Source organism: Streptomyces sp. NRRL F-6492 (assembly GCF_001280125.1).
Lineage (GTDB): Bacteria > Actinomycetota > Actinomycetes > Streptomycetales > Streptomycetaceae > Streptomyces.
The window spans coordinates 1-18210 of the sequence record NZ_LGEG01000238.1 but is presented as its reverse complement, the minus strand read 5'-3'; the positions used below and the strand labels follow the sequence as shown (position 1 = coordinate 18210).

General features: G+C 73.1%; 13 protein-coding genes and 1 pseudogene. 5 read left to right on the top strand and 9 right to left on the bottom strand.

What is annotated here, in order from left to right; all coding sequences use genetic code 11:
* Positions 1-6: 6 nt before the first annotated feature.
* The 3 genes from ADL08_RS24860 (at position 7) to ADL08_RS24850 (ending at position 4651) form a co-directional block, all read left to right on the top strand.
* Positions 7-2376, top strand: coding sequence for an ATP-binding cassette domain-containing protein (locus tag ADL08_RS24860; protein WP_053646647.1), 2370 nt, complete (start codon positions 7-9; stop codon positions 2374-2376).
* A gap of 384 nt (positions 2377-2760) precedes the next feature.
* Positions 2761-3873, top strand: coding sequence for a M23 family metallopeptidase (locus ADL08_RS24855; RefSeq protein ID WP_053646645.1), 1113 nt, complete (start codon positions 2761-2763; stop codon positions 3871-3873).
* 79 nt (positions 3874-3952) lie between these two features.
* Positions 3953-4651, top strand: a complete 699-nt coding sequence (locus tag ADL08_RS24850; RefSeq protein WP_053646643.1) for a GNAT family N-acetyltransferase — start codon at positions 3953-3955, stop codon at positions 4649-4651.
* Positions 4652-4673: 22 nt separating this feature from the next.
* Here ADL08_RS24850 and ADL08_RS24845 read toward each other — a convergent pair whose 3' ends face one another.
* The 7 genes from ADL08_RS24845 to ADL08_RS24815 all read right to left on the bottom strand — a co-directional run bounded on the left by ADL08_RS24845 (position 4674) and on the right by ADL08_RS24815 (position 13355).
* Positions 4674-6467 (bottom strand): lysyl oxidase family protein, encoded by a 1794-nt coding sequence (locus tag ADL08_RS24845; protein WP_053646641.1) that lies wholly within the window; start codon positions 6465-6467, stop codon positions 4674-4676.
* A 275-nt stretch (positions 6468-6742) separates the two neighbouring features.
* On the bottom strand, positions 6743-8251 hold the full coding sequence (locus tag ADL08_RS24840; RefSeq protein ID WP_053646640.1) for an MFS transporter: 1509 nt from the start codon (positions 8249-8251) through the stop codon (positions 6743-6745).
* Between the two features lie 198 nt (positions 8252-8449).
* Entirely contained in the window at positions 8450-9277 is an 828-nt protein-coding gene (melC2, locus tag ADL08_RS24835; protein ID WP_053646638.1) for a tyrosinase MelC2, read from the bottom strand.
* Between the two features lie 23 nt (positions 9278-9300).
* Positions 9301-9678: an apotyrosinase chaperone MelC1 gene (melC1, locus tag ADL08_RS24830; protein ID WP_053646636.1), complete on the bottom strand. Its 378-nt coding sequence runs from the start codon at positions 9676-9678 to the stop codon at positions 9301-9303.
* Between the two features lie 340 nt (positions 9679-10018).
* Positions 10019-10768, bottom strand: coding sequence for a succinate dehydrogenase/fumarate reductase iron-sulfur subunit (locus ADL08_RS24825; RefSeq protein ID WP_053646634.1), 750 nt, complete (start codon positions 10766-10768; stop codon positions 10019-10021).
* On the bottom strand, positions 10765-12726 hold the full coding sequence (locus ADL08_RS24820; RefSeq protein ID WP_053646632.1) for a fumarate reductase/succinate dehydrogenase flavoprotein subunit: 1962 nt from the start codon (positions 12724-12726) through the stop codon (positions 10765-10767). Before ADL08_RS24820 ends, ADL08_RS24825 begins: the two co-directional genes overlap by 4 nt.
* A 2-nt stretch (positions 12727-12728) precedes the next feature.
* A complete protein-coding gene (locus ADL08_RS24815; protein ID WP_053646630.1) occupies positions 12729-13355 on the bottom strand; it encodes a succinate dehydrogenase cytochrome b subunit in 627 nt (208 codons plus the stop codon).
* Positions 13356-13550: 195 nt separating this feature from the next.
* Here ADL08_RS24815 and ADL08_RS24810 point away from each other — a divergent pair, with 195 nt between their 5' ends.
* Entirely contained in the window at positions 13551-14480 is a 930-nt protein-coding gene (locus ADL08_RS24810) for a LysR family transcriptional regulator (RefSeq protein WP_053646628.1), read from the top strand.
* Positions 14481-14507: 27 nt separating this feature from the next.
* Here the strand turns inward: ADL08_RS24810 and ADL08_RS24805 are convergent, their stop codons facing one another.
* Together ADL08_RS24805 and ADL08_RS24800 are read right to left on the bottom strand one after the other, a co-directional pair.
* Positions 14508-16673, bottom strand: coding sequence for a putative bifunctional diguanylate cyclase/phosphodiesterase (locus tag ADL08_RS24805; RefSeq protein WP_053646626.1), 2166 nt, complete (start codon positions 16671-16673; stop codon positions 14508-14510).
* Positions 16670-17482 (bottom strand): SAM-dependent methyltransferase, encoded by an 813-nt coding sequence (locus tag ADL08_RS24800; protein ID WP_053646624.1) that lies wholly within the window; start codon positions 17480-17482, stop codon positions 16670-16672. The genes ADL08_RS24805 and ADL08_RS24800 overlap by 4 nt, the downstream gene beginning before the upstream one ends.
* A 529-nt stretch (positions 17483-18011) precedes the next feature.
* On the opposite strand from ADL08_RS24800, the pseudogene ADL08_RS24795 reads away from it, so the two are divergent.
* Positions 18012-18210 (top strand): annotated as a pseudogene (locus ADL08_RS24795) (hypothetical protein); the annotation flags it as partial.

Below are 18210 nucleotides of genomic sequence, written 5' to 3'. Positions count from 1 at the left end.
CGGATCATGCACGACAGCCCCCACGATCCGTACGTCCGCGTCCGCGGTGCCCGTGAGCACAACCTCGCCGGGGTCGACGTCGACATCCCCCGCGACGCGCTCGTCGTCTTCACCGGGGTCTCCGGCTCCGGCAAGTCGTCCCTCGCCTTCGGCACGGTCTACGCCGAGGCGCAGCGGCGCTACTTCGAGTCGGTGGCGCCGTACGCGCGGCGGCTGATCCACCAGGTGGGGGCGCCCTCGGTCGGCGAGATCACCGGGCTGCCGCCGGCGGTCTCCCTGGAGCAGCGCAGGTCGTCGCCGAACGCCCGCTCGTCCGTCGGTACGGTCACCACCCTCTCCAACTCGCTGCGGATGCTGTTCTCGCGGGCCGGCCACTACCCGGAGGGGGCCGAGCGGCTGGACTCCGACGCCTTCTCCCCCAACACTGCGGCGGGCGCGTGCCCTTCGTGCCACGGACTCGGCCGGATCCACGAGACCCGCGAGGAACTGCTGGTGCCCGACCCGGACCTGTCGATCCGTCAGGGAGCGGTCGCGGCCTGGCCGGGCGCGTGGCAGGGGAAGAACCTGCGGGACGTCCTCGACGCCCTGGGGTACGACGTCGACCGGCCGTGGCGGGAGCTGGCCGCGAAGGACCGGGAGTGGATCCTGTTCACGGACGAACAGCCGGTCGTCACGGTGCATCCGGTACGGGAGGCGGGGCGGATCCAGCGCCCGTACCAGGGCACGTACACGAGCGCACGGCGGCTCGTCCTGCGCACCTTCTCCGACTCCAAGAGCCCGGCCCTGCGCGCCAGGGCGGAACGCTTCCTCACCAGCGCGCCCTGCCCGGTGTGCGGCGGCGGGCGGCTGCGGCCCGAGGCGCTCGCGGTCACCTTCGCGGGCCGGACCGTCGCGGAGCTGGCCGCGCTGCCGCTGACGGCCCTGGCCGGCCTCCTCTCCACGGCGGCGTCCGGGGCGGACGCGACGGAGACCGCGCGGGTGCTCACCGGGGACCTCGTCGCCCGGATCGGCACGGTGACCGAACTCGGCCTCGGCTATCTGAGCCTGGACCGCGCCACTCCCACCCTCTCCAACGGCGAGCTCCAGCGGCTGCGGCTCGCCACCCAGCTGCGCTCGGGGCTCTTCGGCGTGGTGTACGTCCTCGACGAGCCGTCGGCGGGGCTGCACCCGGCCGACACCGAGTCCCTGCTCGTGGTCCTCGACCGGCTCAGGGCGGCGGGCAACTCGGTCTTCGTCGTCGAGCACCACCTCGACGTCGTCCGGCACGCCGACTGGCTGGTGGACGTCGGGCCGGGGGCCGGGGTGCACGGCGGGCGGGTGCTGCACAGCGGGCCGCCGCGCGAACTGGCCGGCGTCGAGGAGTCCGTGACGCGCCGGTTCCTCTTCGACCGGGGGCCCGCGCCCGCGCGGACCGTGCGCGAACCGGCGGGCCGGCTGCGGACGGGGCCGGTCACCCGGCACAACCTGCGGGAGGTGGACGCGGCCTTCCCGCTCGGGGTGTTCACCGCCGTCACCGGCGTCTCGGGCTCCGGCAAGTCCACCCTCGTGGACGCGCTCGTGGACGCGTACACCGGGCGGACGGAGGACGCCGGACGCCTGGTGACGGTGGACCAGCGGCCCATCGGCCGCACCCCGCGCTCCAACCTCGCCACGTACACCGGGCTGTTCGACGTCGTCCGCAAGCTGTTCGCGGAGACCGCGGAAGCGAGGGCGCACGGGTACAAGGCGGGGCGCTTCTCCTTCAACGTGCCCGGCGGGCGCTGCGAGACCTGCCAGGGCGAGGGGTTCGTCTCGGTCGAGCTGCTCTTCCTGCCCCGTACGTACGCCCCCTGCCCCGACTGCCACGGCGCCCGCTACAACCCCGAGACCCTCCGGGTGCGGCTGCGCGGCCTCACCGTCGCCGAGGTCCTGGACCTGACCGTGGAGTCCGCCGCAGCCTTCTTCGCGGACGTCCCGGCCGCTGCCCGGAGCCTGCGCGCCCTCCTCGACGTGGGCCTCGGCTACCTGCGGCTCGGCCAGCCCGCCACGGAGCTGTCCGGCGGCGAGGCCCAGCGCATCAAGCTCGCCTCGGAGCTCCAGCGGCCGCACCGCTCCCCCACCCTGTACGTCCTGGACGAGCCGACCACCGGGCTCCACCCGGCCGACGTGGAGGTCCTGATGCGCCAGCTCCACGGCCTGGTGGACGCGGGGCACTCGGTGGTCGTCGTCGAGCACGACATGGACGTGGTCGCCACCGCGGACTGGGTGATCGACATGGGCCCGGACGGCGGCGACCGGGGCGGCCGGATCGTGGCCGAGGGCCCCCCGGAGCGGGTGGCGGGTGCGGCGGACAGCCGCACCGCGCCGTATCTGGCCCGGGCCCTCTCGGGGGCCTGACGCGGGGGCCCGGGGCGATCGGACACCGCGCCGCCGTCGCGGGCCGGGGGCGGGACGGCGGCGACGGGGTCGTACGGGACCGATCACCACCATCGGGTCGGTCGTCGTCATGGGGTGGGCCACCGCCATCGGGTCGGTCGTCGTCATGGGGTGGGCCACCGCCATTGGGCCGATCAATGACGACGCCTTGACATGGTTGACGCGCGTTGACAAGGAACGCCACACTCGGTCAGGTACACGACAAAGTGACGGGGGGTCACGTCGTCCGCGGACGCGCTTCGCGCTCTCGCCTCCCCGGGTTCCCGCTCGTTCCGGCTCGTTCCGGCACCGCACCGGCGCCTGCCCTCCGGTGGGCCCTCCTCCCCCGCGAAAGGAACACCGCCCGTGCTCTCCGGCCTCCCCGTGAGAATCGCCGTCACCGCCCTCGCCGTCACCGGCCTGCTCGCCGCCGCGCCCTCGGCCTCGACGGCCCACCGGGACCCGGCCCCGGCCCCGGTCTCCGCGACCGCCGCCGGGTCGCCGTCCCCCGGTGTCACCGTCAAGATGCCGGCCGGCGTCGCCGACCGCCTCGGCACCGACCGCGCGGCACTGGTGGACGCCGTCTCCGCCGACGCCCTCTCCCGGTCCCACGACGCCGAGGGCCTCGCCCCGGCGACCGCCGTCGGCAAGCTCGCCGCCGAGGGCCGCAAGGTGGTCGTGGACGTGCGCAGCGTCTCGCGCGACTGGGCCCGCGGCGTCGCCTACGTCGAGGCCTCGCGCGCACGGCACGGCGCGCCGGAGGGCTGGCTCTACCTCGCCCACCGGGAGAACGGGCGGTGGGTCCCGGGCCTGGAGGGCGACCGCGAGTTCGCCGACCACGTGGCCCGGTCCCCGCTGGTCGGCACGGCGGAACGGCGGACCATGACGGCGTACGCCGAGCGCGCGGCGACGCCGCGGATACGGGAACCGCGGGCGCGGGTCTCACCCGCCGGGGCCCAGGCCAACGTCAACGGACTCCTGCTGCCCTGGATGCCGGACCACTACATGCCCCTGACCGGCGGTCCGCACGCCCACGACAGCGGATCCGGGTACTGGAGCGCCCTCGACTTCGCCGGCGGCAACGCCGGCGGCCTGGTCCGTTCCTCCCGCGAGGGCACGGCGACCTCGATGTGCGGCGCCGGCGGCGGCTGGACCCGGGTGATCCACCCCGGCGGCTTCTCCACGGACTACTACCACATGCGGAACACGACCTACTACAACGGGACGTCGATCGCCCGCAGCGCCCTGCTCGGCAGCATCGGCACCGACACCTGCGCCGGAGGTTCCGCGACCGGGGCCCACGTGCACTGGAGCCTGCGCACCTACGACGCCGACTACGTCGGCCGGTACACCTGGCTGAACGGCCGCACCGTCGGCGGCTGGACGTGGTGGAACGGCTCCGCCCAGTACTCCGGCTGCGGCGCCCGCCTGGGCGTCACCGCCTGCCCCGGCACGGCGATCTACAACCGCACCGGCTGACCGGATCGCGGACCTCTCGGCGGCGCTCCCCGGGCCCTGTGGAACAGTGGCGGGCGGTTCCGAGGAAAGGCGACACACGATGACGAACGACGGGGGCGACGGCCTCGCGGTGCTCGACGACCCGGTGGGCGAGTCGCTGCGCGGCCGTCACGCGGAGCTCGGCCGCCGGCACGGCCGGGCCGCCACGTACCTGCCGGAGGTCGCGACCTTCTCGGCGATATCCGCCGACGCGGGCGCGGCGGACTGGGCCGACCTCGCGCGGCTCCTCGGCCGGGACGCCTTCGCCGACATGTTCAGCTGCCCGGCCGTACCGCCGGCGGACTGGGAGCCGGTCTTCGTGCTCGAAGGCCGACAGATGCTCTGGTCCGCCGGCGGGACGTCCGGCGCCGACGCCGGTGTGGTCGAACTCGGCGCGGCCGACGTGCCCGAGATGCTCGACCTGATCGCGCGCACGCGGCCGGGGCCGTTCTGGCCGCGCACCCGCGAACTCGGCACCTACCTCGGGATCCGTGACGGCGGCCGGCTGGTGGCCATGGCGGGCGAGCGGCTCCGGCCGCCGGGCTGGACCGAGATCAGCGCCGTCTGCACGGATCCCGAGGTACGCGGACGGGGGCACGCCGCCCGCCTCGTGGGCGCGCTCGCCGACCGCGTCCTGGCCCGGGGCGAGCGCCCCTTCCTGCACGTCGCCGAGAAGAACGCCGCGGCGATCGCGCTCTACGAGCGGCTCGGCTTCACCACCCGGAAGCACGTGACCTTCCGGGGTTTCCGCACGCCGTGACCGCTTCCCCGGCGTCCCGCGATCAGTTCGCGTTCACGAGGTCGTGCGCCGGGACCGTCACGGTCCGCTTCCCCGGCTTGCCGCCGAGGACGACCTTGCGCAGGGCGCTGTTGTTGTCGAGGTTGGTCTCCTTCAGGCGCTTGGCCGGGTTGGCCAGGACCTGGATGTAGTAGGTGCCGTTGGGCACGTCCGTGATGTCGAAGGACTGTCCCGGCAGGTCCTGGGTGTAGGTGTCGCCGGAGCCGACGTCCAGGACCTCGCGGACGGAGATCGAGTTCTCCTGGCCGCAGGCGGTGGCCAGGTCGGTGTTGAACGGGTGCCAGTTGGCGTTCTTCACCGTGTAGTCGACGGCGTCGGTGTTGGCCAGGCAGAAGGCCTCCTTGCCGCTGCGGACCGCCTCCTTCTTGTCGGCCTTCAGGAGCCGGTAGCTGGCGAAGTCGGTGAAGTGCCAGTGCACGTGGCCGGGGCGCGGGTCCCACTCCATGGTGCCGGTCGGGGTGTAGCCGACCTGCTTGCCCTTGGCGTCGTAGAAGTACTGGTAGGCGTCCATCTTGGCCTTGCCGGGCGAGCGGAAGCCGTCCACCACGAGCTGGGCCGGGCCGGCGTTCCACACGTTGGCGCTGAAGGCCAGGTAGTCCTTGCCGGGGAGGTTCTCCGTGCCGTCGCTGATGGTGATGCCGTAGGCCGGCAGCGACCGCAGGTCGGGCTTGGGGACGTCCGGGACGGAGGCCTTGCCGGCGGGCCGCTCGGCCGCCGGCGTGAGGGCGGGCGCCCTGCGCGAGCCGTCGGTCTGTCCGGTGGCGTCGCCGGTCCGCGGCCCGGCCGCGTCACCGCCCTGCGCACCGGCGAGCCCGGCCTGCTGCTGCTTCTTCAGCGCCCACGGCAGGGCGGGCGGCGCGGCCTTCAGCGGTCCGTGGCCCACGTTGTACGAGGGGGTGGCGCCGCTGGTCTCCGGCGCGCCGGCCTGGGCGGGCTTCACCGGGCCGTGTCCGGCGTGCCCGGCAGGGGCCCGGTGGGCGGCGCCGTGTCCGGCGTGTCCTCCGTCCGTACCGTGACCGGCGTGCTCACCGGCGGCCGACCGGGCGGCGGAGAGCCCGTTGCCCTCGTCCCAGCTGCGCTCCTGGACGGTGACCTTCACCGTCGCGGGCTTGTCTGCGATGCCGAAGAGGTCCCGGTACTTCTTGGCGACCCCGACCTTGGCCGTGTACGTGCCGGCGGCGAGCTTCACCGGCTGGGTGTAGGAGCCGGCGTAGGTGTTGGAGGCCCACCCCTTCTCGACGCCCCACACGGAGCCGAGGGTGAAGGGGTTGGTGGGACAGCTCTCCGGATACTTCGAGGTGGAGGGCGCGTCGGGCCGGATCCGTCCGCTGGCGTTGTTGGGGCAGAAGCTCTCCGTACGGCTGACGACCTTCTTGCCCGCCTTGTCGGTGAGGGTGATCTCGGCGAAGCCGGGCAGCCCGGAGAAGTCCTTCACGGTGCCCTGGGGCAGCGTCTTGGCCTTGGCCTTGCCGCCCTCGTACACGGTCTGGGTGATGACGACCGGGTCCTTGTAGGACTTCCGGGTCACCTTGAGCTCCAGCGGTGTCCCCTCCGCGGTCAGGTAGGTGCCGAGGTCCAGGTAGACGCCCGGCTCCTCCTTCCAGGAAGTGAGCGTGACCGAGCCGGTCGCCGCGACGAGGCTCAGCCTGGGTCCCGTCGCGGCCGTCGCCTGGTCCGGGGTGGCGGCCATGAAGCCGGCCGTCACGGCCATGGCGGCGACGGCCGTGGTGCCGGCGAGCAGCGGACGCCGCATCCGGATGGTGCGCGTAGTGGTCATCGTTCCCTCGTTCTCGACGCTGTGGAGAAGAAGCGGGCAGCGGGCCCCGGCGGGACGGGACGACTGCCCGGCCGGCGCGGTGCGAGGCACTCGCTGCGCCCGTGCGGTGAGAGGAGGGGATGCGGCGCCCGGTTGTCCGGGGAGCCGAAATCGGCGGGATGTTGGCCGAATAGCGCTGTCGTGGGGGAAAAGTGCGGATCGACGGTGCGGGGCGGCCGGGGCGCGCGGGGCGGCTCCGTCGTGCGGGGCGGCCGGGGCGCGCGGGGCCGCCCGCGTCAGCCGCGCGGAGCGGCTCCGTCGCGCGGGGCGGCCTCGTCGCGCGGGGCCGCCCCGGCGCGCGCGGCGGAGCGACGGCCCGCCACCACGTCGGCGACGGCGACGGCGAGCGAGGCCCCGACGAAGGCGATCGAGACGAGGAGGCCGTGGTCGTAGGCGGTGGCCCAGCCGTCCCGGGCGACCTGGCTGAAGAAGACCGACCCGACCGCGGCGATGCCGACCGCCGAGCCGACCCGCTGGCCGGTCTGCAGGGTGCCGCCGGCGCTGCCCGCCCGGGGCACCGGCACCTCGGAGAGGGTGAGGGTCTGGTTCGGGGCGATCACCAGGCCGCTGCCGAGTCCCGCGAGGAGCAGCGGGGCGAGCATCGCCCAGCCCGCGCCCCTGCCGGGGACCTGGTGCACCGCGAACGCCGTCCCGGCGAGGCCGATCGCCACCATCGCCAGGCCCACCACCACGAGCGGCCGGCCGAAGCGGTCCACGAGCCGGCCGCCGATCCCGGCCGCGATCCCCGAGCCCAGGGCGAAGGGGGTGATGGTGAGGCCGGCCTGGAGCGCGGTGTAGTGCAGTCCGCTCTGGAGGTAGAGCGTGCTGACGAAGAAGATCGAGGTGAAGCCCGCGAAGTAGAGCAGGATGAGCAGCGAGCCGAGCCAGTAGGAGCGGACGCGGAAGAGTTCCAGGTCGATGAGGGGCTCGGCGCCCGACCGGGCGCAGCGGCGTTCCCACCACACGAAGACCGCGAGCAGGACGCCGGCGAGGGGGACGAGCAGGTACTTGCCGTTCCCGGGCCACTGCTGGGACTGGACGAAGGGCAGCAGCAGGGCGAGCACGGCGGCGCCGAGGAGCAGCACGCCGACCGGGTCGAGGCGGCGGAGCCGTACCGGCTCGGCGTCCGGGGTGTCGGGCAGCAGGCGCCGGGCGAGCAGCAGGCACACGATCCCGATCGGGAGGTTGACGTAGAAGACCCAGCGCCAGCCCTCCTCGGGGCCCGCCGTCTGGATGAGCAGTCCGCCGAGGAGGGGGCCGACGGCGGTGGAGATGCCGACGACGGTGCCGAACATGCCGAAGGCGCGGCCGCGCTCGCGGCCCTGGAACATCTGCTGGATGAGCGCGGAGATCTGGGGCGAGACGAGGCCGCCGGCCATTCCCTGGGCCAGTCGCGAGACCACCAGCCACGTGCTGCTCTGGGCCGCTCCGCAGGAGGCCGAGGCGAGCGTGAAGAGCGCGAGGCCGACGATGAAGACGCTGCGCCTGCCGCGCGCGTCGCCGAGGCGTCCGGCCGGGATGAGGAAGAGCCCGAAGGCGAGCGCGTAGCCGGAGAGAACCCACTGCAGGTCGGACTCGGGGGTGTCGAGGCCGGAGCGGATCGAGGGCAGCGCGACGTTCACGATGGACACGTCGAGGAGGGTCATGAATCCCGCCACGAGGCAGACGCCGAGCGCCTTCCACCGGTTCGGGTCCGGTTCGTCCTGTCGCCGCTGCGGGGCCTGTGCCGACTCTTGCCGGGTCACGTGTCCTCCTGGTTCCCTCGGGTACGGCCCGGTGGACGGCGCGCGACACGGGCCGTGTGCGCCTCCCGGGCTGCGAAGACCCGGGTACCCGGCACACGGCCCCCCGATTCCTCCTTTCCTCCTGGATCATCCGTTGATGTGGGCAAATGCCCGGGTGCCCGCGCGGGGCACCCGGGCCGGGAGGCCTTCCGGGGCCCGTCAGGCCGCCGTGTCGAAGGTGTAGTGGGGCGTGTGGTCCAGCATGTCCGCCGGGGTCACGTCGTTCCACGGGCGCATGGTGTCGTGGAGGTCCACGACGTTCCGGGTGCCCGCGGCCGGCAGGTAGGCCGAGCCGGGGTGGCGGGCCTGCCAGTCGGCCCACAGCTTGTCGACGAAGGCGTGGTGCAGCCAGAAGACGGGGTCGTTGGGAGAGACCCCGGTGGCCATCTGGCCGCCGACCCAGACGTGGACGCGGTTGTGGAGGTTCACCCCGCGCCAGCCCTCCAGGTGGTTGCGGAAGCCGTCGGAGGCGCTGTTCCAGGGGGCCGTGTCGTAGGTCTCCATGGCGAGGACGGAGTCCACCTCGGCGCGGGTGGGGAGCTGCCGGCCGCCGGCGCCGAGGTCGCGCCGGAGGAAGTCGCGCCCGTCGACGCGGACGGTGATCGGCCAGCGGTTGCCGACGCGGGCGAAGGGGCCGTCGGTGACCTGGCCGTCGCGGGCGCGTCCGGTGCCGCCGAGGAGGTCGGGCGCCCACAGCGAGGAGCGGGAGGTCCGGTCGGCGGTCCAGTCCCAGTAGGGCAGGGTGACGGTCGGGTCGACGGACTTCAGGGCCGCCTCGAACTCCAGGAGGAAGCGCCGGTGCCAGGGCAGGAAGGACGGCGAGCGGTGCCCGACCCGGTCGCCGTCGTCGGTGTCGCCCATGATGAAGGCGTTGTGCGTGGTGACGAAGGTGTCGTACCGCCCGGAGCGCTTGAGCTCCAGGAGGGCGTCGACGAAGCGCCGCTTCTCGTCGGCGGTGAGGGTGGCCTGGTTCTTGCGTACGGTCATGGTGGTGCCCGTTCCTGGATCGGTCAGCCGAGGGCGAGGGGTACGAGCGGGGCGCCGCGCAGTTCACGGACGGCCGCGCGGGCCAGTTCCCTGGGCGTGGCGACGGGCTCGTAGTGGTGGATCACGCTGATCCAGGTGCCGTCGGCGTTCCGCATGACGTGCAGTTCCCGGCCGTCGACGGTGACGGCGTAGCCGCCGCCGTGGTGCCCCCCGTGGTGGCCGCCGCCGTGCGCGGGTCCGCCCCGGATGCGGCGGCCCTGGTAGACCTCGTCGAAGGAGGCCGGGTCGGCGGCGGCACGGGGCGCGGCGGCCCCGGCCGGGCCCGCGTGGGCGAGGACCGCCACGGCGCCCGCGGCGCCTGCCGCGACGCCGAGAGCCCGGCGGCGGGTGATGCTGGACATGGAACCCCCAAGTGGTCTGTGCGACCGGGGGTTTGGTCATATGCCCCCGGCAGGGGTCATCAGTACCCGGGAGGAGGGACGCGGCGGAAATCGGCGGTGGGCGGTTGGCCGTGAAGTGGTCAACTTGCCATGGAAAGTGCAGTTTTGAACAGAGTTGATCTTGCTGTTCCGGCGCACGAAAGCGCCCCGGAGCGAAAATCTTACGGAGAAGATGATCATTCTGTGAATGATCTTTCGCGCCGGGGTGCCGTGTGTGGCGGAGCCCACGTCCTCGGATTGTCCGGATCCGGCCTCGGCCGGGACCGGCTTCGAGCGCGGCCGGCTTCGAGCGCGGCCGGCCTCAGCCGCGGCCCGCCTTGCGCCGCGCCCGCAGCCACTCCCGGTTCATCGCCGAGATCGACGGCAGCGGGATCCCCTTCGGGCAGGCCGTCGCGCACTCGCCCGTCAGGGTGCAGCCGCCGAAGCCCTCCGCGTCCATCTGGGCGACCATGTCGAGGACCCGGGTCTCGCGCTCCGGGGAGCCCTGCGGCAGGACGTTGAGGTGGTTGACCTTGGCCGAGGTGAAGAGCATGGCCGAGCCGTTGGGGCAGGCGGCCACGCACGCGCCGCAGCCGATGCACTCGGCGTGCTCGAAGGCGAAGTCCGCGTCGGGCTTGGGGACCGGCGTGGCGTGGGCCTCGGGGGCCGCGCCCGTGGGGGCGGTGACGTAGCCGCCGGCCTGGATGACCCGGTCGAAGGCCGAGCGGTCGACCACCAGGTCCTTGACGACCGGGAAGGCGGCGGCGCGCCAGGGCTCGACGTCGATCGTGTCGCCGTCGCGGAAGGAGCGCATGTGGAGCTGGCAGGTCGTGGTGCGCTCGGGGCCGTGGGCGTCGCCGTTGATGACGAGGCTGCACGCGCCGCAGATGCCCTCGCGGCAGTCGTGGTCGAAGGCCACGGGGTCCTCGCCGCGCAGGGTGAGTTCCTCGTTGAGGGTGTCGAGCATCTCCAGGAACGACATGTCGGGGGAGATGCCGTCCACCTCGTAGGTGGCCATGGCGCCGTCGGCGTCGGCGTTCCGCTGGCGCCAGACGCGCAGGTTGAGCTTCATGCGTAGCTCCGCTGGGTGGGGTGGACGTACTCGAAGGCCAGTTCCTCCTTGTGGAGGACGGGTGCGCGGTCGGGGGCGGTGAACTCCCAGGCCGCCGCGTAGGCGAACTCCTCGTCGCGGCGGGCGGCCTCGCCGTCGGGGGTCTGGGACTCCTCGCGGAAGTGGCCGCCGCAGGACTCGGCGCGGTGGAGCGCGTCGAGGCACATCAGCTCGGCCAGCTCCAGGTAGTCGACGATCCGGTTGGCCTTCTCCAGGGACTGGTTGAACTCCTCGCCGGTGCCGGGGACCTTGATCCGGCGCCAGAACTCCTCGCGGATCTCGGGGATGCGGGCGAGGGCCTCGCGCAGCCCCTCCTCGGTGCGGGCCATGCCGCAGTGCTCCCACATGAGTTCGCCGAGTTCGCGGTGGAAGGAGTCGGGGGTGCGGTCGCCGTCGACGGAGAGCAGCAGGTTCAGCCGGTCCCCGGTCTCGGCCAGCACCTCGCGGACGGCCGGGTGGTCGTCGGTGACCGGTTCGGCGTGCGGGTGGCGGGCGAGGTAGTCGTTGATGGTGGCGGGCAGGACGAAGTAGCCGTCGGCCAGGCCCTGCATGAGGGCGGAGGCGCCGAGCCGGTTGGCCCCGTGGTCGGAGAAGTTGGCCTCGCCGATCGCGAAGAGGCCGGGGACGGTGGTCTGGAGGTCGTAGTCGACCCAGAGCCCGCCCATCGTGTAGTGCACGGCGGGGTAGATCCGCATGGGGACCTCGTACGGGTTCTCGGCGGTGATCCGCTCGTACATGTCGAAGAGGTTGCCGTACTTCTCCTCGACGGCCCTGCGGCCCATGCGGCGGACGGCGTCGGCGAAGTCCAGGTAGACGCCCTGGCCGCCGGGGCCGACGCCGCGGCCCTCGTCGCAGACGTTCTTGGCGGCGCGGGAGGCGATGTCGCGGGGGACGAGGTTGCCGAAGGAGGGGTAGATCCGCTCCAGGTAGTAGTCGCGCTCGTCCTCGGGGATCTCGGCGGCGGGGCGGGTGTCGCCCTCGGCCTTCGGGACCCAGATGCGTCCGTCGTTGCGCAGCGACTCGCTCATCAGGGTCAGCTTCGACTGGTGGTCGCCGGTGCGCGGGATGCAGGTGGGGTGGATCTGGGTGAAGCAGGGGTTGGCGAAGTACGCGCCGCGCCGGTGGGCCCGCCAGACGGCGGTGGCGTTGGAGTTCATCGCGTTGGTGGAGAGGTAGAAGACGTTGCCGTAGCCGCCGGAGGCCAGGACGACGGCGTCGGCGTAGTGGGTGGAGATCTCGCCGGTGATCAGGTCGCGGGCGACGATCCCCCGGGCGCGTCCGTCGACCACGATCAGGTCGAGCATCTCGGTGCGGGCGTGCATCTCGACGTGTCCGGCGGCGATCTGCCGGGACAGCGCCTGGTAGGCGCCGAGGAGGAGCTGCTGGCCGGTCTGGCCGCGGGCGTAGAAGGTGCGGGAGACCTGGACGCCGCCGAAGGAGCGGGTGTCGAGGAGTCCGCCGTACTCGCGGGCGAAGGGGACGCCCTGGGCGACGCACTGGTCGATGATCTCGACGGAGATCTGGGCGAGGCGGTGGACGTTGGACTCGCGGGCCCGGAAGTCGCCGCCCTTGACGGTGTCGTAGAAGAGGCGGTGCACCGAGTCGCCGTCGTTGCGGTAGTTCTTGGCGGCGTTGATGCCGCCCTGGGCGGCGATGGAGTGGGCGCGGCGCGGGGAGTCCTGGAAGCAGAACTGGACGACCTGGTAGCCCTGTTCGGCCAGGGTGGCGCCCGCCGAGCCGCCGGCCAGGCCGGTGCCGACGACGATGATCCGGTGCTTGCGGCGGTTGGCCGGGTTGACCAGCTTCGCCTCGAAGCGGCGGGTGTCCCAGCGTTCGGCGACGGGTCCGGCGGGGGCCTTGGTGTCGGTGATCGGCTCGCCGAGGGCGTAGTCGGCGAAGCTCGTGTTCGGGGAACTCATGGTCAGCTCACCACTCCGGTCATGACGGCGACGGGGACGGAGACGAAGCCCGCGGTCAGGGCGAGCGCGAGGCCGTTGGCGAGGCCCCGCAGGAGGCGTTCGCGGCGGGCGTTGCCGACGCCCAGGGTCTGGGCGGCGCTCCAGAAGCCGTGGCGGACGTGGAGGCCGACGGCGAGCATGGCGACGAGGTAGATGACGTTGCCGTACCAGGTGGAGAAGGTGTCCACGACGTTCTGGTAGGGCCTGCCCTCCTCGAAGCCGCCGGTGTGGACGGTGCCGGTGGTCAGGTCGAGGACGTGCCAGACGATGAACAGGGCCAGGATGATCCCGCCCCAGCGCATGGTGCGGGTGGCGTACGAGGCCCGCCTGCGGCGGTGGACGTAGCCGGTGGGGCGCGCCCTGATGTCGCGCCGGCTGAGCTGGTACGCGGAGACGGCGTGGGCGCCGACGGCGGCGAGGAGCACGATCCGGACGATCCAGAGGGCCCACTCGTGGTGCAGCAGCGGGGCGCCCATGACGCGCAGCCAGTGGGCGTACTCGTTGAACTCCTCGGGGCCGAAGAAGACCTTGAGGTTTCCGGCGACGTGGGCGACGAGGTAGCCGAGCATGATCAGCCCGCTGACGGCCATGACCGTCTTCTTGCCGAGCGTCGAGGAGAGGAATCCGCGTGACGGTGCGGGGGACGGTGGGCGGTCCGTCGTGCGCTTCCCCGTGGGTGCCAGAGCCATGCGTACGACGCTAGGGCCGGAGGGCCCGAGAGGTCCAAGACATGGTCCGGCTGATATCGATAGGCTCTTCCTATTCGTATCGCCTACGCTGGGGTCATGCAGTTCCAGCAGCTCCTCTACTTCGTCGCCGTGGCCGAGACCCGGCACTTCACCCGGGCCGCCGAGCGCGTCCACGTCTCGCAGCCCTCGCTCTCCCAGCAGATCAAGGCCCTGGAGCAGGAGCTGGGCGCGGAGCTGTTCAGCCGGGCCCGGGGGAACATCACGCTCACCGACGCCGGGGAGGCCCTGCTGCCGCTGGCCCGCCGGATCCTCGCGGACACCGAGACGGCCCGGCTGGAGGTGCAGGAGCTGGCCCAGCTCAAGCGGGGCCGGGTGCGACTCGGCGCGACCCCGAGCCTGTGCACGGGGCTCCTGCCGGACGTGCTGCGGGCCTTCCACGACCTGCACCCGGGGATCGAGCTCCTGATCGAGGAGAGCGGCTCGCACGACCTCGTGCGGGAGCTGGCGCGCGGGGCGCTCGACCTGGCCCTCGTGGTGCTGCCGCTGCCGACCCCGTCACCCGCCCTGACGACGATCGAGCTGCTGCGGGAGGACCTGGTGGTGGTCTCCGCCGCCTCGGAGCCGGCGCCCCGGCGCCCGGTGCGGATCACGGACCTGCGCGACCAGCCGCTCGTGATGTTCCGGCACGGCTACGACCTGCGGGAGCTGACGGTGGCGGCCTGCCGGGCGGAGGGCTTCGAGCCCGCGTTCACCGTCGAGGGCGGGGAGCTGGACGCGGTGCTCGGTTTCGTACGGGCCGGGCTCGGGCTCGCGGTGGTCCCGGCGATGGTCGCCGCGCGGGCCGGCCGCGACCTGCGGGTGACGGCCCTCGCCCGGCCGGGCCTGCGCCGCACGATCGCGCTGGCCCACCGCAGCGACGTGGCGCCGCCGAGGGCCGCGCGGGAGCTCCAGCGGGTCCTGCTGGCCTCCCGGAAGGTGCGGCCGGGAGGCCCGAAGGGGCCGGGGCCCGCGGGCGCGCCCGTCTGAGCGCACGGCCCCGGTCCCCCGCCCCCGTCACACCGCGTCCGCCAGGAGCAGCGAGTGGATGCGGTCCGGGGCGCCGGGGCGGGCGTAGTACCAGCCCTGCGCCGTGTCGCAGCCGAGTTCCCGGAGCTGGCGTGCCTGCGCCCCCGTCTCCACGCCCTCGACGGTGACCGCGAGCTCCAGGCTGTGGGCGAGCGAGACGATCCCCTCGACGATCTTCAGGTCGACCGGGTCCACCGGGTGCTGCTGCATGCCCCGGGTGAAGGAGCGGTCCAGCTTGAGGACGCTCACCGGCAGCCGCCGCAGGTTGGCCAGGTTCGAGTAGCCGGTGCCGAAGTCGTCGAGCGCTATGTCGACGCCCATCTCGGCGAGCTGCCGCAGCGGCTTCAGGAGGCCCTCGTCGGCGCCGATCAGGGCCGACTCGGTCACCTCCAGGCAGAGCGCGCCCGGGTCGAGCCCGGACCGCTCCAGGACGTCGACGGTGTCGGCGACCAGGCGCGGGTGGTGGAGCTGCGTCGGGGAGAGGTTGACGTTGATGCGGAGCGGGCCGCCGTCGGCGTGCCGGGTCTGCCAGAAGCGGGCCTGGCGCACGGCCTCCTGGAGCACCCAGCGGCCGAGCGGCACGATCAGGCCGGTGTCCTCGGCGAGCGGGATGAACCGGTCGGGCCCGAGCACCCCGTGCTGCGGGTGGCACCAGCGGACGAGCGCCTCCGCGCCGTGCACGCTGCCGTCGCCGAGGTGGACGAGCGGCTGGTACTCGATGAAGAACTCGCCGCGCTCCAGGGCGGCCGGCAGGGCCGTGGTGAGTCCGTGCCGGGTGATGGCGCGGGCGTCGGCCTCGGGGTCGGCGAGCTCGAAGCGGTTGCCGCCCGCCGACTTGGCCCGGTACATGGTGATGTCGGCGCTCCGCAGCACCTCGGCCGGGGTCCGCTCCCCCGCCGGGCCCTCGACGACGCCGAGGCTGCCGCGCACGGTCAGCTCGCGGCCGTCGATGCGCAGCGGGGTGGCGAGGGCGGCGAGGATGCGGTCGGCGAGGTCGGTGACGTCCCGCTCGCCGCCGGAGCCGGTGGTGAGGGCGACGAACTCGTCGCCGCCGAGCCGGGCCACCATCTCGTTGGCCCCGGTCACACAGCTCTGCAGCCGGTCGGCGACCTCGACGAGGAGCCGGTCGCCGGTGGAGTGGCCGAGGCTGTCGTTGATGACCTTGAAGCCGTCGAGGTCGAGGTAGCAGAGGCCGAAGCGGGCGTTGTCGCCGGGGGCGAGCGCCTTCTCCAGGCGCTCGAAGAACAGGGTCCGGTTGGGCAGTCCGGTGAGGGCGTCGTGGGTGGCCTCGTACCGCAGGCGCAGATGGAGCAGGCGCCGTTCGGTGGTGTCCTCCAGGAGGGCCAGCTGGTACTGGGGGCGGCCGTCGGCGTCCCGGAGCAGCGAGACGGTGAGGTTGGTCCACAGAACCGTTCCGTCACCCCGGTAGTACGGCTTCTCGACCCGGTAGTGCTCCCGCTCGCCGCGGACCAGCTCCTCGTACAGCTTCCAGACGTGCGGCCCGTCCTCCGGGTGGACCCACTCGCTGACCTTGCGGCTGCGCAGCCGTCCCTCCATCCCGCCGAACATGCGGGTGAGGGTCTCGTTGACCTCCAGGAGGTTGCCGTCGAGGTCGGCGATGCCGATGCCGATGGCCGCTCCGTCGAAGACCGCGCGGAAACGGCTCTCGGTGGCGTGCAGGGCGATCTCGGCGGCGGTGCGGGCGGCGAGCGCGGAGCGGGCGATGGCCTCCTGCTCGGCGAGGGTCCGCTCGCGCAGGGCCTGGGCGTAGCCGGCGGCCATGGCGTGCTGGAGCCGGGCGCAGCGGGCCCGGAGCTCCTCGGTCGGCAGGTCCGACTCCGTACCGCAGTAGAGCACCAGGTACGAGTCGACCACGCCGAGGCTGCGGCCGAGCGCGTCCGGATCGGTGCAGTGGGCGGCGACCAGGGCCGCGCCGGCGCGCTGGGCCGGGGCCGTGTCGAAGGGCCGGGCGTGCAGGGCGTCGCACAGGATGCGGGCCAGCGGCAGCAGGTGCACCTCGAACTCGGCCCGGGTGAGCGACGTGGCGGTCACCGGGAAGATCGCGCGGCTCCAGATGGTGACGAACCGCCTGAGTCTGTCCTCCGGGCCGTCGGCCTCGGCGCCGGAACCGGCCGGCTGGGACGGGACCTTCACGCCTTGCGCCCCACCCCTGCGATGCCGGAGAAGGTGTGCGGATCCTCCTCCTCGACCGGACTCTCCGGCCGCCAGACGGGCATCGGGACGAGACCGGGCTCGACCAGCTCCGTGCCCTCGAAGAAGCGGGCGATCTCCGCGCTCGACCGCATCACCAGGGGGTTGCGGATGTTCCGGTAGACCCCGACGGTGCCGCCGGCCTGCTCCTCCATGAGCGGGATGCCCTCGTACGAGGCGTGGGTGAGGATCACGAGGCTGCCGGGCGCGAGGGCGCCGACCAGCTCGGCGACGGCCTCGTACGGGCGGTCGTGGTCCTCCAGGAAGTGGAGGACGGCGACGAGGAGGAGGGCCACCGGCCGCTCCAGGTCGAGGAGTCGGTTCACCTCGGGGCTGTGCAGGATGTCGGCCGGCTTGCGCAGGTCGGCGGAGACGACGGCGGCGTTCTCCTGGCCCTCCAGGACGGCGCGGCTGTGGGCGACGGCGACCGGGTCGTGGTCGACGTAGACGACCCGCGCCGCCGGGTCGGCGGCGCGGGCGACCTCGTGCACGTTGCCGAAGGTGGGTATGCCGGAGCCTATGTCCAGGAACTGGGTGACGTCGTTGTCAACGGCGTGGCGGACGGCGCGCCGCATGAACGCCCGGTTGGCCTGCATGATCTTGGGCAGGCCGGGCATGAACTCCATGGCCCTGCGGGCCGCTTCCCTGTCGACTTCGAAGTTGTGCGAGCCGCCCAGGTAGAAGTCGTACATTCGGGACACGCTCGGCACCGAAATGTCGATACCCGGCGGAGCCCAGGCGGGACGCTCCATCATTGTCTCCAACAAGTCGCCGTGGGATACGGCCATGTGTTCGCGGCCGGTGTTCGAGGTGAGGCTACTGATCGCCCGCCGGGAGGGCGAGTGGAAACGGAAATTCGCGGTCCGTTCTTGGTCACACGCCATTGGCACGTACTTCCGGAACGCCGACTTCACGCCTTCGGACCGTGCACATTCACGTGCATATGATCGTGCGTCGGTTCCCGTCCCGCTTCCGGACGCCCCCGCGAGAGGCCACCGGACCCTTTCCTGGCTGGGGTGTTGCCGCGATCGGGGCTCTGCCGCCGGTGCGGGATCCCCCGTCGACCACGCTGTTCGACAGGGCGACAACCGGACACTTCCTCTTCCGGCGGCCGGAACGGTTCCCGCCGGGAATCACGGTGCGTGCGATACCGGTTCACGGGGCCGAATCCGCCTACTGTCCGATAGAACGTCAAGTCCGCGCATCCGGAGATCCCCTCCATCCGGCGAATCCGCCCGGATTCCGCCCCGGCGCGCGCCGCCCGCGACCAAGCTCGACGGCGTGTCTCAGTACGGATCACTCCTCGCGCGGCCGCTGGCGGCCCTGACGCTGGTGTGGCTCCTCGCCGCCCCCGCGCCCGTCTCCGCCGACGCCTGCGCCCACGCCGTGACCGGTCCCGGCGGTTCGCACGTCGCGGTGGCGTCGGCCGGGTCGGGCCCGTGCCCCCACCCCCACCCGCACCCGCACCCGCACCCGCACC